Annotated in this window: 10 protein-coding genes; 5 read left to right on the forward strand and 5 right to left on the reverse strand. The window is 73.3% G+C overall.

Annotation, left to right across the window (positions count from 1 at the left end):
- Positions 1-393: 393 nt before the first annotated feature.
- The 4 genes from AB0B76_RS02105 (at position 394) to AB0B76_RS02120 (ending at position 4,364) form a co-directional block, all read left to right on the forward strand.
- A complete protein-coding gene (locus tag AB0B76_RS02105; RefSeq protein WP_360367836.1) occupies positions 394-954 on the forward strand; it encodes an NUDIX domain-containing protein in 561 nt (186 codons plus the stop codon).
- Positions 955-1,115: 161 nt separating this feature from the next.
- Positions 1,116-1,373: a hypothetical protein gene (locus tag AB0B76_RS02110; RefSeq protein WP_360367839.1), complete on the forward strand. Its 258-nt coding sequence runs from the start codon at positions 1,116-1,118 to the stop codon at positions 1,371-1,373.
- On the forward strand, positions 1,370-1,714 hold the full coding sequence (locus tag AB0B76_RS02115; RefSeq protein ID WP_360367842.1) for a type II toxin-antitoxin system PemK/MazF family toxin: 345 nt from the start codon (positions 1,370-1,372) through the stop codon (positions 1,712-1,714). Before AB0B76_RS02110 ends, AB0B76_RS02115 begins: the two co-directional genes overlap by 4 nt.
- Positions 1,715-2,051: 337 nt before the next feature.
- Entirely contained in the window at positions 2,052-4,364 is a 2,313-nt protein-coding gene (locus tag AB0B76_RS02120) for a PKD domain-containing protein (RefSeq protein WP_360367845.1), read from the forward strand.
- A 128-nt stretch (positions 4,365-4,492) separates the two neighbouring features.
- Here the strand turns inward: AB0B76_RS02120 and AB0B76_RS02125 are convergent, their stop codons facing one another.
- Complete coding sequence (locus tag AB0B76_RS02125) at positions 4,493-7,366, reverse strand: hypothetical protein (protein ID WP_360367848.1); 2,874 nt, start codon at positions 7,364-7,366, stop codon at positions 4,493-4,495.
- On the reverse strand, positions 7,363-10,209 hold the full coding sequence (locus AB0B76_RS02130; protein WP_360367851.1) for a hypothetical protein: 2,847 nt from the start codon (positions 10,207-10,209) through the stop codon (positions 7,363-7,365). Before AB0B76_RS02130 ends, AB0B76_RS02125 begins: the two co-directional genes overlap by 4 nt.
- Before the next feature lie 162 nt (positions 10,210-10,371).
- Here AB0B76_RS02130 and AB0B76_RS02135 point away from each other — a divergent pair, with 162 nt between their 5' ends.
- On the forward strand, positions 10,372-11,406 hold the full coding sequence (locus tag AB0B76_RS02135) for a pectinesterase family protein (RefSeq protein ID WP_360367854.1): 1,035 nt from the start codon (positions 10,372-10,374) through the stop codon (positions 11,404-11,406).
- Positions 11,407-11,424: 18 nt separating this feature from the next.
- Here AB0B76_RS02135 and AB0B76_RS02140 read toward each other — a convergent pair whose 3' ends face one another.
- Genes AB0B76_RS02140 through AB0B76_RS02150 form a run of 3 tightly spaced genes read right to left on the reverse strand, consistent with a single transcriptional unit; the run spans position 11,425 to position 14,054 of the window.
- Positions 11,425-11,775 carry a glyoxalase gene (locus AB0B76_RS02140; protein WP_360367857.1) on the reverse strand — a complete coding sequence of 117 codons (351 nt, stop codon included), beginning with the start codon at positions 11,773-11,775 and terminating at the stop codon, positions 11,425-11,427.
- 35 nt (positions 11,776-11,810) lie between these two features.
- On the reverse strand, positions 11,811-12,770 hold the full coding sequence (locus AB0B76_RS02145; protein ID WP_360367861.1) for a methyltransferase: 960 nt from the start codon (positions 12,768-12,770) through the stop codon (positions 11,811-11,813).
- Positions 12,771-12,776: 6 nt separating this feature from the next.
- Positions 12,777-14,054, reverse strand: coding sequence for a hypothetical protein (locus AB0B76_RS02150; RefSeq protein WP_360367864.1), 1,278 nt, complete (start codon positions 14,052-14,054; stop codon positions 12,777-12,779).
- Between the last annotated feature and the right edge of the window lie 7 nt (positions 14,055-14,061).

Here is a 14,061-nt window from a genome sequence, read left to right on the forward strand (position 1 = left end):
CGCGAAGCGAGGGTCCTCGCCATTTCTCCTGGGGCCCGAGCCCCAGACCCCACGATCGTGGGTGATCGCCGCGGCTGTTCTCCGCCGCTAAGCCGCGAAGCGAGGGTCCTCGCCATTTCTCCTGGGGCCCGAGCCCCAGACCCCACGATCGTGGGTGATCGCCGCGGCTGTTCTCCGCCGCTAAGCCGCTTAGCGGACCTGTCGAGGGGGAATCGCAGCTTGCTTGTCTTGCCGCCGAGATGGCGTGAGTAGGGTTCGCCGAGCGTCTCGGCGACGGGAGTCGAAGTCTTGGCGTCGCAACGCGACGAGTTTGCCGTGGCGCAGGCTGATGAACCCATGGTTGACACGTGCGGTGTCACAGAGGCACAGGGCAGGCGCCCTACCATGATCCGCATGACCTCAGACGCGGAACGCCGACTCCAACAGCGCGGCGTGTCGATCCAGGACGAGCCGGATGTCATCGGCGGTGTCACGGTAGAGCCGGTCGACGGGGCTGTGGCTGAGCTGCCGCCGTATCTGGACCGGCAGGACGAACTGGCAGCGGGCGACGTGCGCGGTCAGGGGGCTATGGCCCTGGTCGTCAGCCCGGAAGGCATCGTCCTCCATCTGCGCGACGACAAGTCCTGGATCCCCCATCCCGGGTGCTGGTCCTTGTTCGGTGGTGCGGTCGAGGACGGTGAGAACCCGGACCAGACGATAGTCCGCGAGCTATGGGAGGAACTGCACCTGACGGCCAGCGAATACCGGCCGCTGTGGCGGGTCGTCGACGCGGAGGGTGACGGCCGGTTACTGACGGTCTTCGAGGTAGTGACCTCCATGCTTCCTGCGGACATGGTGCTGACCGAGGGGCAGGGTCTGCGGGCCTTCAGCCGGGACGAGGCCCTCCGGCAGCGACTCGCACCCTTCTGCCGGCGGGTACTCGATCGGTACCCGGGCTGCAGCGGGATTCGGTAGAGGCGGAGGCATCATGACGACCGTCGACAGCTCGGCCAGCCCGGAGCGGCGACCGGCCGTGTGCCCGATCCGTGCCCGATCTTGTGTGGGCCCGAGTCGGAGCAACTGACCTGTATACAGGAGCGTAGACAGCTGCGTCTTCGGCTTGGTATATTTAGGTCATGGGTAGCGTGATGATTCGCGTGGACGAGTCCACCCGCGACGACCTGACCCGCGTCGCCAGCGAGGACCTCGGCGGCGCGACGGCGGACGAAGCAATCCGCCGGCTACTGGCTGAGCACTGGCAGATGAAGGCCATCGCCGCGCTCGACGCGTATCGGGCGAGCGACCCGGAGGGCTGGGCCGAGTACGTCGCCGAGGCCGACCGGGAAGACCAAGCCTCCGCGTCAGCAGCCGACCCATGGGACGAGGCTGCATGACGGTCATCCGGCCGTGGCAGGTCTGGTGGGCCGACCTTGACCCAACCGAGGGTCGTGAACAGGCTGGACGCCGCCCGGCTCTCGTGGTCTCCAGCGCGTTTCACCTCCGATTGACGGGGGAGGCGCTGGTCACCGTGCTCCCGGTGACGACGCGGGAGCGCTCAGGCTGGCTGCACCGAACTCCGGTGCACCCCGCCAACCGTCCAAACGGGTTCGTCATCACGGAGCAGGTGCGGACGATCTCCCGGTCGCGCCTGCAGGGACAACGGCCGGCGTGGGTGCTCACCGATGACGAGGTGACAGCCGTAAAGAATGTGCTCCGACAGATGATCGATGTGTAGCTCCAGTAGTCGAATTCTCACATTGCTGGTCAGCCCGTAGTTCGTCACGTCGAGTAGGGCGACGGGCCACTGAGACACGTCGGGCCATTAGCGGGCCATTAACCCGGGAAGTGGATGGCCGCCAGCGCCGGGTCCGCGCCCGCCACCACGCCGATTCCGGTCGTTGCGAGGCCGGCCAGGATCGTGATTCACGAGGCCGCGATCGTGGCCCGCCGGAGGCATTTCACCGCCCCGATTCGGGGTTGTCCAATGTGGTCGGACCGCGCATAATCGGCGCGCGCCGCTGGATGATCAGTGGCTGTGCAATCCCGCCGAGTGCCCCCGAAAGAGGAGCAGCGTGGGTAAATCGATCCTTTCCGGCCTCACGACCGTCGTGGTGGCCGCCGGTGTCGGGCTGGTCGCGGGGGCCGGCTCCGCATTCGCCGCAACGGCCCCGTTGTACGTCAACAACACCTTCGGCGCCGGCTGCTCCGACACCGGTGGGGGCAGCCAGAGTAAGCCGTTCTGCACGATCACGGCCGCGGTCGCGGCGTTGGCGCCCGAGCAGACGGCCCAGATCACCGGCGTGTTCAACGAGCGCGTGACCGTCAACAAGTCCACCGTCGTGCTGCGGGCCTCCGCGGCGGGGGCGGCGCGGGTGTCCGGGCCGAACGCCGGGTTCACCATCGACGGGCAGCACGACGTTGCCATTCTCGGCATCAACGTGCTGAACGTGGTGAGTGCGCCCGCGTTCGCGGTGAGCAACGGCGCGCGGATCTCGGTCGTCGACGCCAGTGTGACGATGGCGAACGAGGCGACCGGGCCGGCGATCAAGCTCGCCGCCGTGACGGACTCGGTGCTCAACGGCGTGAAGGTCAGCGGCGGTGCGGTGTCGGCCGGCGTGGCCGTGGACGCGGCGACGTCCCGGACCGTGCTCAAGGGGCTGACCGTCAGCGTCGGCAGTCCGGCCGGCAGCGTGGGCGTCGATGTCGCCGGCTCGAACAACACGATCCTCAACAGCAGCGTCTTCGGCGGAGCGGTCGCGGTCGTCGCGCTGCGGCCCGGGGCGGCGGGCAACACGGTCGTCAACAACACGGTGATGAGCGGCCACGGCGTCGGCATCCTCAACAACGGTGCCACCGGTACCGCGATCACGAACAACTCGCTGGACTTCAACTGCCTCGGGGGCATCCGCGTGGCGGGCGCCTCGACCGGCGTGTCCGTGCAGAACAACGTCGCGACCAGCAACGTGTCCTCCACGACCGGCTGCGACCCGGGAGTTCCGAGCGGCCCCGAGATCGGCCTGTACGACGGCGCGGCGGGCACCACGGTGGTCGACTACAACGCCGTCTCCCGGTCGGCCGCGCCGAACTCGCTGTACTGGTGGAACGGCCCGCTGGGCCTGACCGGCTTCCGGGCCGCCTCCGGTCAGGCCGCCCACGACACCGACGTCGTCGACCAGGCGCACATGGAGGACTCGGCGAACTCGGCCGCGCCCGGCTACCAGAGCACCGACGCCTACGGCAAACCGCGCGAGGACAACCCGGCGCAGCCCGACACGGGCACCGGTCCGGTCACCTACGCCGACCGCGGAAACTCCGAGATGATCCCGGGCCCGTACCCGATCATGACCATCACGGCGGACCAGGCCGCCAACTCGGTCACGGTGGACGCGTCGCGCTCGGCCCTCGGCTACGTGCCCATCGCCACGTACCGCTTCGACTTCGGCGACTTCACCGACCCGGTGACGCAGACGTCTCCGGTCGCCGCCCACCACTACTCGACGCCGGGGACCTACGGCATCTCCGTCACGGCCGTCGACGTCAACGGCTTCAGCGGGACCCGGCAACAGGTCAAGTCGCTGTGGCCGGCGGCCCGGACGTTCGCCCTGCTGGCGCACGACAACAACCGCTACGTCAGCGCCACCGAGGGTGGCAACATGCAGATGCGCGCGTACCAGCCCACGATCGGCGTCGGGGAGCAGTTCGAGCTCGTGAACGTCGGCGGCGAGCTGGTCGCGTTGCGGTCCCGTGTCAACGGCGAGTACTTCGCGGTGAACGTCGGCCCGGACGTTCCCGCCGGGTCGAACGTCGTGTGGGCCTGGAGCGAGTCCACGAGCAGCAACGACACGCTGTTCACGATCACGAACAACGCCGACGGCACGATCAGCCTGCGTTCGGTGGTCAACGACAAGTACCTGAGCAGCAACCACGGCGTCAGCATGATGACCGCCGACCGCGCCGCGATCGGCCCGTGGGAGGAGTTCAGCCCGGTCGACGTGGCCAACGCGGCGGTCTCCCTGCGCGCTCACGCCAACGGCAGGTACGTGACAGCGGAGAACGGCGGCGCCAACGCGCTGATCGCCAACCGCACCGCGATCGGCTCGTGGGAGCAGTTCGACCTGGTCGACGTGGGCGGCGGCTGGGTGGCGCTGTACTCGCGGGCCAACGGTCTCTTCGTCACCGCGGAGGCGGGCGGCAACCAGCCCCTCATCGCCAACCGGGCGAGCGTCGGGCCGTGGGAGAAGTTCAAGGTGATCGCCAACGCCGACGGCAGCATCAGCCTGCTGGCCGGGGTCAACAACCGGTATGTCACGGCGGAGAACGGCGGCAACTCGTCGCTGATCGCGAACCGCACGGCGATCGGCCCGTGGGAGGAGTTCGACCGCTGAGCTGATCGAACGCAAAGAGAGAACACAAAGAGAAACGCAAGAGAGAACGCAAAGAGAAACGCAAGAGAGAACGCAAAGAGAAACGGCAGGGTCCGCGTCAGTGCGGGTCCCTGCCGTTTCCGGTTGGGTTATTGGCGCCGGCGGGTGGCCAGCTGGCCGGCCGAGGCGACAACGGCCAGCGCGGCGCCGGCGGCCAGAACGGTCCACAGTGGAGCCGACGACGGGCGGGGCGCGTCGATGGACAGGGACGGCAGGAACAGGCCGATCGTCGCCCACGCGACGACCGCGGCCACCAGCCCCGCGACAACGCCGGCGATCACGACGCTGAGAGCGGTGGCCGCGTCGGTCCGGGCCGTCACCCGGCGCGACACACCCTGGACGCGCAGAACGCCGTACGCGTCGGTCGAAGACGCCGCGACCACCACGATCCCGGCCCCGCCGAGCAGTGCGGCCAAGGCGCCCGCGACGAGGAAGAACCGCAGGGCCAGCGGCGCCCCGCGGCGGCCCAGGGCGGCGCGCTCGTCGGCGACCGTGTGGTGGGCGACGACGGTGATCCCTCGCGAGGCCAGGTCGGTCTCCACCGAGGGCGGCGCGCCCGCGGCCAGCCACACCTGGCCCTCCGTGACCTCGCCGGAGTCGGTCGAGAGCAGGTCGGCGCGCTCCAGGTCGACGAGCACGCCGCGCCGGCCGAGGCCCGGTACCGCGCGCACCGGGGCGGCCACGGCCGCGGTGGCCGCGTCGCCGTCGAACAGGCCCAGCGCGCCGTCGGGCGGCAACGGGCCCGTCGACAGGACCGGCAGCGGGGCGGTGAGGTCCAGTGGGCGTACCGTGCCGGCGTTGCTGCGGCTCGTGCTCGGCAGTGTCAGCGCCAGGCCGTCGGCGGTCGCGGTGGCCGTTGCGGACGGGGCGGCCTCCCAGTGCCGGGTCAGGTCGACCGGGGTGCCGTCGGCGTCCAGGCGGTGCACGGTCAGGTGGCAGACGGGGCCGATGGCCGTCGTGATTCCGATCTTCAGGGCCACGAGGCGGCAGCCGGCGGCGCAGGCCGGGTCGTGGGCCTGGTAGGAGTGCCGGCCGGCCTGGAGGGCGCCGAACCCGACCGCCACCGCCGGGGCGCCGTTGTCCGGGGCCAGCACGGCGTACAGGGTCGACACCACCGTGCCGGGGTCGGCCAAGGTCAGCTCGACGGTGAGCGTCGTGCCGCGCAGGCGCATGGGATCGGGCGCGGGGCCGGCCTGCAGGCGCGCGGCCAGGTCGCGCAGCGGCAGCTCGGCGTAGCCGGGGCGCCAGAGCGCGACCGCGGGCAGCCGGGACGAGTCGACGGCGAGGACCGGGCGGGCGCCCGAAGAAAGGGCCGGCAGCGGTACCGCCGCCATCGCGAACCTTCCCCCGGGATCCACGGCCCGGGTCGCCGCCAGCAGCGCGGACCGGGTCGTGCCGTGCACGGTCAGCACGGTCGGAGCGCCGGCGGCCAGGGCGGCGTCCTGGTCCACGGTCGCGGCGGACACGTCGGTCGCGGTGGCCGCGAAGCCCAGCGAGCCGATCGCCACGATCAGCAGCACCAGCAGCCTCCGGCCGGTGGGCTGACGGGAAAGCCGGGTCGCCGTCAGGGCCGTGACCAGCCGCCCGCGGTGCAGCGCCCAGCCGGCGATCCGGGCGGCCAGCGGGCCGGCCAGCCGCGCGGCGATCAGGCCGACGGCCAGCATGAGCAGCGGCGGGGCGAGCAGCGCGACGCCGGACAGCGTGCCGCCGCGGGCCTGCACCTGGGCCACGGCGACCGCGGCCAGCACCACCACGAGGATCTCGAGGGTGAGCGAGCGCCAGTGACCGGAGCGCCGGTCGGTCTCGCGCAGCAGTTCGGCGATGGGGCGGCCGGCCGAGCGCAGCTGGGCGGCGACCGCGACCGCGAGCGCGCCCGCGGTGGTCACGCCGGCCGCGGTGAGCATGAGCGGGTCGGCGTACCGGCCGCCGAGCACGGCCACGGCCAGGTAGCCGATCGGCGCGCCGGCCAGCACCGCCAGCGCCGTCTCGGCGGTGGCGAACCAGCCGCGGCGCACCCCGGTGACCCCGCGCAGCGCGACGACGCCGAGCTCCTGGCGGCGGGCGCGGGCCGCGGCGGCGGCCGCGAAGACGACGAGCGCCCAGCTGAGCGCGGCCAGCGGTACCGCGGCCACGGGGGCGACGGCACGGGCCTGGGCGAGGTCGGCGTCGATCCGGCCGATCAGGTCGGGCAGGCGCGTGCCGAGCTGGGTGCCGCCGTCCTTCTGCGCGCCCGACGCGGCCAGCCAGGCGCGCAGGGCCGGCAGCGTGGCGACCGGGACGCCGCGCGGCGCGAAGTACGCGGCGAGGTGCTGCGTCTCGTCGGGGTGGTCGATCCCGTCGAGGGTGGACCGCGAGATGTAGAACGGTGCGTCGCCGACGGTGCCGCACCAGTACGGCTCGGCTCCGTCGCGGGCGCGCACGACCCCGACGACGGTGAGCAGGACGGACGCGCCGGCGGGCCGGTAGATCTGCTCGGTGCCGGAGTAGGTCCCGGCGCTCAGGTCGAGCGCATCGCCGAGGCGCACGCGGAGGGCGGCCGCGGCGCGCTCGGTGACGACCACCTCCATGCCGCCCATCAGGCAGCGGCCGGCCACGACGACGACGTGGTCGCAGAGGTCCTGCCGGTAGCCGACCCGCCGGGAGTCGGCCGGGGGGACCTTGTCCGGGCCGGCCGGGATCATCGTGATCTCGGCGCTGAACACCTGGGTGAGGCCGGGGCCGGCCAGGCGGGGCGTCGCGTCCCGCTCGAACCCGACGTCCAGGCGCGGTACCGTCGCCGCGAGCTCGACCGTGCGCTCGACCGTCGAGGCGGCCGCGAACTGTCCGGCGACGATCTGGGCCTCGACGGCGCCCAGGTAGGCCGGGGTGGCCACGGCGGCCGCGGTGGCCAGCGCGGCCAGGACCAGGGTCAGCCCGAACTGCCCGCGCCGGCCCCGCACCATGTCCCACAGCAGCCCGGTCATGCCGCCTCCCCGCGTCGCCGCGCACGGGCGGTGAGCAGGGCCACGGCGACGAGACAGAGCACGGCGGCCGCCGCGGCGGCGGCGAGCGGTACCAGCGCCGGGCCGGTCGGCGGCGGCAGCACCGACCAGCCGTCGGCGAACGGGTCCACGGGCGGGGCGGCGAGCAGGCGCGCGATCACGGCGGTGAGCAGCCCGATCAGCACCGCGGCGACCGCCGGCACCGTCGCCGCCACGAGCCCGGCGGCCCGCACCACCCGCTGCGGGGCGCCCTGCACGCGCAGCGCCAGCAGCTGTGCGTCTCGGTCCGGGCGCTGCGTGGCGCCGGAGACCGCGAACGCGCCGGCCACGAGCAGCAGTGCCAGTACACCCGCCAGCAGGTCAAAACGCAGGGCGGCGGCCGGACCGTAGCCGTCCAGGCGGCGGTGCGCCGCGGCCGTGGTGTCCTCGGCGACGATTTGCAGGCCGGCCGCGCGCAGGTCGTCCACGATGGACGGCGGCGCGTGCGGGGCCAGCCACACCTGCTGCAGATCGCCCGGGATCGCGGTGCCGGCCAGCCGGGCGGCGTACTCGAGGTCGACGATCGTGCCGTCGGCGCCCGCCCGGGGCAGTACCGCCGACGGGTCCGGCGCGATCGGCACGGCCACGCCGCCGAAGGGGCTGGCGGTGGCGGGGTTGTGCTCGTCGCCGACGGCCACGTAATGGCCCGTGACCAGGGCGGGCAGGGGCACCGGAGTGTCCACCGCGTACACCTTCGGGTCGGTCGAGCCGGCATTGCCCGGCGGGAGGGCGGTCAGGACCAGCGCGCCGTCGCGGTGGGCCGGGCTGACCGACGGCACGGTGTCGCCGAGCGCGGTGCGCCAGCGGGCCGGGTCGCCGAACACGCCGGCGGGCACGGTCACGGCGCCGTCGGCGCTGAGCTGCCGGATCGTGACGGTGGTGCGGGCCCCGGTGAGCTCGACGGTGGTCATGCGGCAGCCGCGCCGGCACTGAGGCACGTCCACAGTGGACGCACCGACCGGAAAAACCGCAGAAACCTTTTCGCCGGTACCGCCGGCAACGAGCCCGACCACGACGGACACGCCGGGCGCATCGGCGGTGGCGTCGAGCCGCAGCGCCGTGCCGGTCACGATCAGCGGCCCCGGCGCGGGCGGGTGCAGCCGGGCCGCGACGGCCGCGCCGATGCCGGTGACGGCGGCCAGGCGGGACGAGTCGACGGCGAGCACGGGCCGGCCGTCCGGCCCCGCACTCTGCACGACCGCCATGGCGAAGGTCCCGGCCGGGTCGGCGCCGCGCACCGCGGCGAGGAGCCGCTCCTGGTCGCCGGCGTCGACGGTGAGCACGCGCTCGGCCCCGACGGCGATCGCGGCCCGGTCGGCCCGGGCCTCGTCGGCCGCGACCCAGTCCTGCACGGCGACGGCGAACAGGCACGCGCCGGCGGCGAGCAGCGGCACGAGCCGGTGCACGGCGCCGCGCCGGGCGAGCAGCAGCACGCCGATCCCCGCGCCGAGCCGGCGGTGGTCGTCGCTCGCCACGGCGGCGGCGTGCCCGGCCCGGGCGGCGAGCGGGAGCAGCAGGCGGGACAGCAGGACCGCGGCGGCCAGCGCGAGCAGCAACGGCACGAACGCCTCGAGGCCGAGCCCGGGGTCCGGCCGCCCGTGGCGGCTGACCGCCTGGAACACCGCCGCGCCGGCCAGTGCGAGCGCGGAGACGTCGAACGTGGCCCGGCCGAGCCGCGAGACGTGCGGGGCGCCGGGCTGCAGCAGTCGCTGCACCGGGGTGCTGATGGTGCGCCAGTCGGCGACGATCATCGCGCCGAGCCCGCCGGCGGCGACCGCCGCGACGGCCGGCGGCGGGTACCGCCACGCGAACCCCCCGAGCGCGATGCCCGCCAGCAGCGGCAGGGCGCCCTCCCCCGCGACGAGGACGAGGATCCGCGAGCGCGCGGTGCCGTGCAGGGCCATGCGGGCGATGTCGAGCCGGCGCGCCTCGGCCGCGTACCGCGCGGTGACCGCGAACGCCAGCAGCGCGACCACGAACAGCTCCGCGGTGGCGAGCTGCACCCCGCGCCGCACCGCCCGCCCGTCGTCGGCGAGGTGGGCGTCGAGCTCGGCGGCGCCGGACGAGTACGCGAACTGCAGCCCGTGGAGGCGGTTCAGGGCCGCGTCGATGCGGCCGGGCTCGGCGAACAGCCCGGCGGGCAGCAGCGCGTCGAGCGCGGCGTCGGCGAAGCCACTGCCCGCCAGCACGGTGTCGGCGGTGCCGTAGAACGCGGTGCCGCCCGTCCCGAACCAGTACCAGTCGGCGGGGTCACGGGCCCGGTAGGTGCCGACGACCGTGAGCGCCAGCGGCTTCGCGCCGGCCTCGGCCGTGTAGCCGGCCCGGTCGCCGACAGTGATGCCGAGCGGCAGCTGCGCGCTGACGACGACCTCGCCCCGGGCGGCCGGGCAGCGCCCCGTGACCAGGACGGCCTCGCAGAAGTTGTCGCGGTACCGCAGGTCGGCCGCGATCGTCCGGCCGCCCAGGTAGAGCGTGCCGGCGCGCCTGAGCCCGATCGCGGTCCGCTCGGCCGGCAGTTCCAGCCCGACGCTGTCGCGGAACCGCCGCAGCGCCGCCGCCGCGACCTCGGGCCGGTCGTCGCCGCCGCTGCTGACCCGGCCCTGCACGCTCAGCGTCCGCTGCGCCGGGGTGGCGTCGCGGACCAGGGCGGCCGCGCTGTCCCGGGCCGCCGCGGCGGAGTACGCCGGCGCGGCCGCGAGTGCCGCCACGGCCAGGGCCGCGAGCAGCCCCAGGGCGAGCGACGAGACGCGGCGTGCGCGCACCGCGTCCCAGATCAGCTCCAGCACCGGAAAAGGGTACGACGGATCGGCGCGAAGCAATGCGCGAAAGTTTCACGAATGTGACGTCACTGGATGGGTTGCTCAGGAAAGCGCTTGCCTGGTCCGCGCCGGGCTGACATCGTCCGATGAGTAATCGACTTATCTGGATGCGTTGCCCTGGGAGGACAGATGCGTACCGGAAGAATCTCGCTGGTCGTGCTCATCGCCGCCGGCGCCGTGGCGGCCGGTGGGGGGACGGCGTCGGCGGCCACGACCGTCACCGTGGCCGCCGACGGCTCCGGCAACTACCGCACCGTGCAGGCCGCGATCGACGCCGCCCCGGCCGGTAACAGCAGCACCTACACGGTGAACATCAAGGCCGGCACGTACCGCGGCACGGTGAACATCCCGTCGAACAAGCCCTACATCAGCCTGGTCGGCACCGGCTCGGCCGCCACCGCCGTGGTGCTCGTCGAGGGCCACGCGTCCGGGCTGACCAAGCCGGACGGCAGCACCTACGGCACGGCCGGCAGCGCCACCGTCACCATCGCGGCCGCCAACACCACCGTGTCCAACCTGACGATGTCCAACGACTTCGACGAGGCCGCGCACAACCTCAGCGCCGAGCAGGCGGTGGCGGTCAACACCTCCGGCGACCGCGTGCAGTTCAGCAACGTGCGGATCCTGGGCAACCAGGACACGCTGCTGGTCAACACGTCAGGGACGGCGGTGCGCCGGCTGTACGTGCGCAACTCCTACGTGGAGGGCGACGTCGACTTCATCTTCGGCGGCGGCACGATGGTGTTCCAGAACGGCGAGGTGCGGTCGCTGACCCGCGGCTCGTCGTCGAACAACGGGTACATCACGGCCGCCGCGACGAACATCAACAACAAGTTCGGCTTCCTGTTCTGGGGCACCCACCTGACCAGCAACGCCCCGGCCAAGACGGTCTACCTGGGCCGGCCCTGGCACCCGGGCGGCGACGTCAACGCGATCGCCCAGGTGCTGTACCGCGGCGTGACGATGGATGCCCACATCCGCGACGACCCGTGGACGGACATGTCCGGCTTCTCCTGGCGCAACGCGCGCTTCACGGAGTACAGCAGCACCGGCGCCGGGGCCGTGGTCAACAGCAACCGCCCGCAGATGAGCGCCTCGACCGCCGCCCAGTACACCCCGACCCTCTACCTGGCCGGCTCCGACGGCTGGAACCCGATCCACTAGTCGTTCGGCCCCACCGGTTCAGCCGGCGAAATGCGGGTTCTCGATGACCCCGACGATCGTTCCGGTGGGGGCGACGACCGTGCCCACCACGATGGAGTCGCCGACGTCGTGCGGCTCCTCGCGGCCGGTCGCGCCCCGGGCCAGCAGCTCGGCGTACGCCTTGCCGGCGTCCTGGACGCCCCAGTACACGATCGGGCCGGCCGCGGGGTCCGTCGACGGGTCGAGCGCGAGCTCGTAGCCGGCCGCGTCGAAGCCCACGTAGTGGGGCGAGTCGTAGTAGGGCGGCTTACCCAGGACGCCGGTCCACCAGTCCTTGGCGTCGGTCAGGGCGGGGGCGGGGTAGACGACGGTGCGCAGGCCGGTGAACATGGGCGGACCTTTCGGGACTGGGAGGGTGGTACCGGTCACCGGCGGCGCGCGACGACCAGGGAGCTTCCGGCCCCGGGGAGCCGCTCGGTGCGCACCGGCGTGAAACCGCAGGACTCCGCGTCGGCGATCAGCTCGGCCGCGTCGAGGTCGAAGCACGCGCCGCGGGCCATCCAGTCGATGATGACGCCGCTGTCCAGGCGCGGACCGAGAAAGTCGTGTACCAGCAGCAGGCCGCCGGGCTCGAGGCCGTCGGCGATCCGCGCCAGCAGGTCGAGCCGCTCGGGCGCGTCCAGCAGGTGCAGCAAGTGCGAGACCAGGACGGCGTCGCCGCGGACCGGGAGCGGGTCGGTGTGCAGGTCCCACCGCACGACCTGGATGCGGTCCCGGAGCTCGGTGTGCCGCGCGACGCGGTCGCCCGCGTGGGTGAGCATGGGCTCGCGGTCCAGGGCGGTGACCCGGAGCTCGGGATGCGCGCGGCACAGGGCCACGGCGTACTGCCCCGAGCCGGCGCCGACGTCGACGAGGTGGCGCACGCCCCGCAGCTCCGGGCGGCGGCTGATGAGCAGGGCGGGCACCGCCCCGCCCACCTCGACCGCGGAGGCGAGCACCGGGATCAGCGGTTCGGGCAGCTCGGTCGGCACCTGCCGGCCCCGCAGTGCCGCCTGCAGGCCGGGCAGGCTCACGTGCTCGCGGGCGCCCCACGCCTCCAGCCGCAGCAGGTGGTTGAGCGACCTCGGGTGGAAGGCGCTCAGCCGGCGGCCGGCCTCGGTCAGTACGTAGCCGTCGGGCCCCTCGGCGACGAACCCCGCGCTGTCCAGCGCGCGCAGCAACGAGCGCAGCGGCGCGGGCAGGGTGCCGGTCCGCGCGGCGAGCTGCTCGACGGACAGCGGGCCGGACTCGTACAGCAGATCGGCGACGCCCTCCTCGACCGCGGCGAGCAGGCCCAGGAACAGCTTCGCCGACGACATCACGTCCAGGATCTCGGCCTTGGCCACGCCGGCTCAGCTCCTGACGGGTTCGGGCACGGGGTCGCCGGCGTCGAGTGCGCTCAGCGCGCCGAGCACCCCGACCAGGTCCAGCAGCAGGCGCTCGAGCTCGGCGTCGGTGAGGAAGCCGTTGTCCGCGAACAGCTCGAACCGGAACCCGCCGTCCGACCTGATGGCGGTCAGGTGCAGCCGGCTGTCGCCGGCCGGGGCCACGACGCCCCAGCTGAAGGCGGGCGGCCGGGGCGGGGCGGCCGTGCTTGGCCGGGTACCGGCGACGTCGTTCACGAAGAAGCACCGAAGGACCCGGCCGTGCCCGTCGGCGCTGATCTCGTCGTGGAGCTCGTCGACGGCATGGGGGTCGTAGAGGGTGTACCGCACGGCCCGCAACAGGGCCGCCGCGGACGCCGTGAGCAGCTGAGCAACGCTGCCGGGGGCCACGGTCAGCAGGAACGGGCCGTTGGTGGCGTACCGGCCCACCGCCGGCACCCGCGGATTGGCCTGGCTGGAGGAGATCACCTCCAGGAACGCGGTGTCGGACCCGGTCAGCTCGGTGAGCAGGAGCGAGAACGCGGCGAGCAGCGCGGCGCTCCGGGAGACGCCGTAGCGGGCGGCGAGGGTCTCCAGCGACAGGTCGGCCGCATCGCACACGAGCACGCCCTGGCGGAAACAGGGTTCGCGGTCGCGTGCGACGGTGCGCAGCTCCTGCTCCCGGACCGACCGCGTGAAGTGCTGCCGCCAGTACGTCACCGCCCGGGCGTTGCGCGCGACGCCGACCGGTCCGGTCTCGAAGAGCGCCTGGTCGAGCGGCTGCCAGCAGTCGCGCCGCGGGGTCATTGACGCGCCGCCGAGCCGGGCGAGCAGGTCGTCGGTCAGGGTGTCGAGTCCGGCCGCGTCGATCAGGAACTTCGAGATGAGCATCCCGACGTGGCACGCCTCGCCGCCGTGGGTCTGGATCACGAGCCGGTACAGGTACTCGCCGGAGGTCGGGTCGCCCACCTCCGGCTTGCGGGCGAGCAGGAGATCGCGCAGAGCCTCCGAATCCGCCGCCGCGGTCTCGACGACGGACAGCGGTACCGGGCCGGCCGGCTCCACCACCTGTTCGAGGTCTTGGCCCGCCGTCGGCCGGAAGATCGTACGGAAGATGTCGTGCTCCTCGACCATGGCGGCCAGCGCGGCCCGCACCGTCGCCAGCGGTGCGGCGGGCAGCGCGACCACCCGGATGCCCGACAGGCTCTCCGGCGCGTGGTACTCGTGCCGCACCCGGTTCCAGATGGCCCGCTGCGCCCACGTCATCGGGCCT

This window comes from Dactylosporangium sp. NPDC049140, from assembly GCF_040648435.1.

Excerpts from the sequence above, each read along its gene's own strand:
- AB0B76_RS02105 (WP_360367836.1), top strand. The coding sequence starts at position 394 with ATGACCTCAGACGCGGAACGCCGACTCCAACAGCGCGGCGTGTCGATC.
- AB0B76_RS02110 (WP_360367839.1), top strand. The coding sequence starts at position 1,116 with ATGGGTAGCGTGATGATTCGCGTGGACGAGTCCACCCGCGACGACCTG.
- AB0B76_RS02115 (WP_360367842.1), top strand. The coding sequence starts at position 1,370 with ATGACGGTCATCCGGCCGTGGCAGGTCTGGTGGGCCGACCTTGACCCA.
- AB0B76_RS02125 (WP_360367848.1), bottom strand. The coding sequence starts at position 7,366 with ATGACCGGGCTGCTGTGGGACATGGTGCGGGGCCGGCGCGGGCAGTTC.
- AB0B76_RS02135 (WP_360367854.1), top strand. The coding sequence starts at position 10,372 with ATGCGTACCGGAAGAATCTCGCTGGTCGTGCTCATCGCCGCCGGCGCC.
- AB0B76_RS02140 (WP_360367857.1), bottom strand. The coding sequence starts at position 11,775 with ATGTTCACCGGCCTGCGCACCGTCGTCTACCCCGCCCCCGCCCTGACC.
- AB0B76_RS02150 (WP_360367864.1), bottom strand. The coding sequence starts at position 14,054 with ATGACGTGGGCGCAGCGGGCCATCTGGAACCGGGTGCGGCACGAGTAC.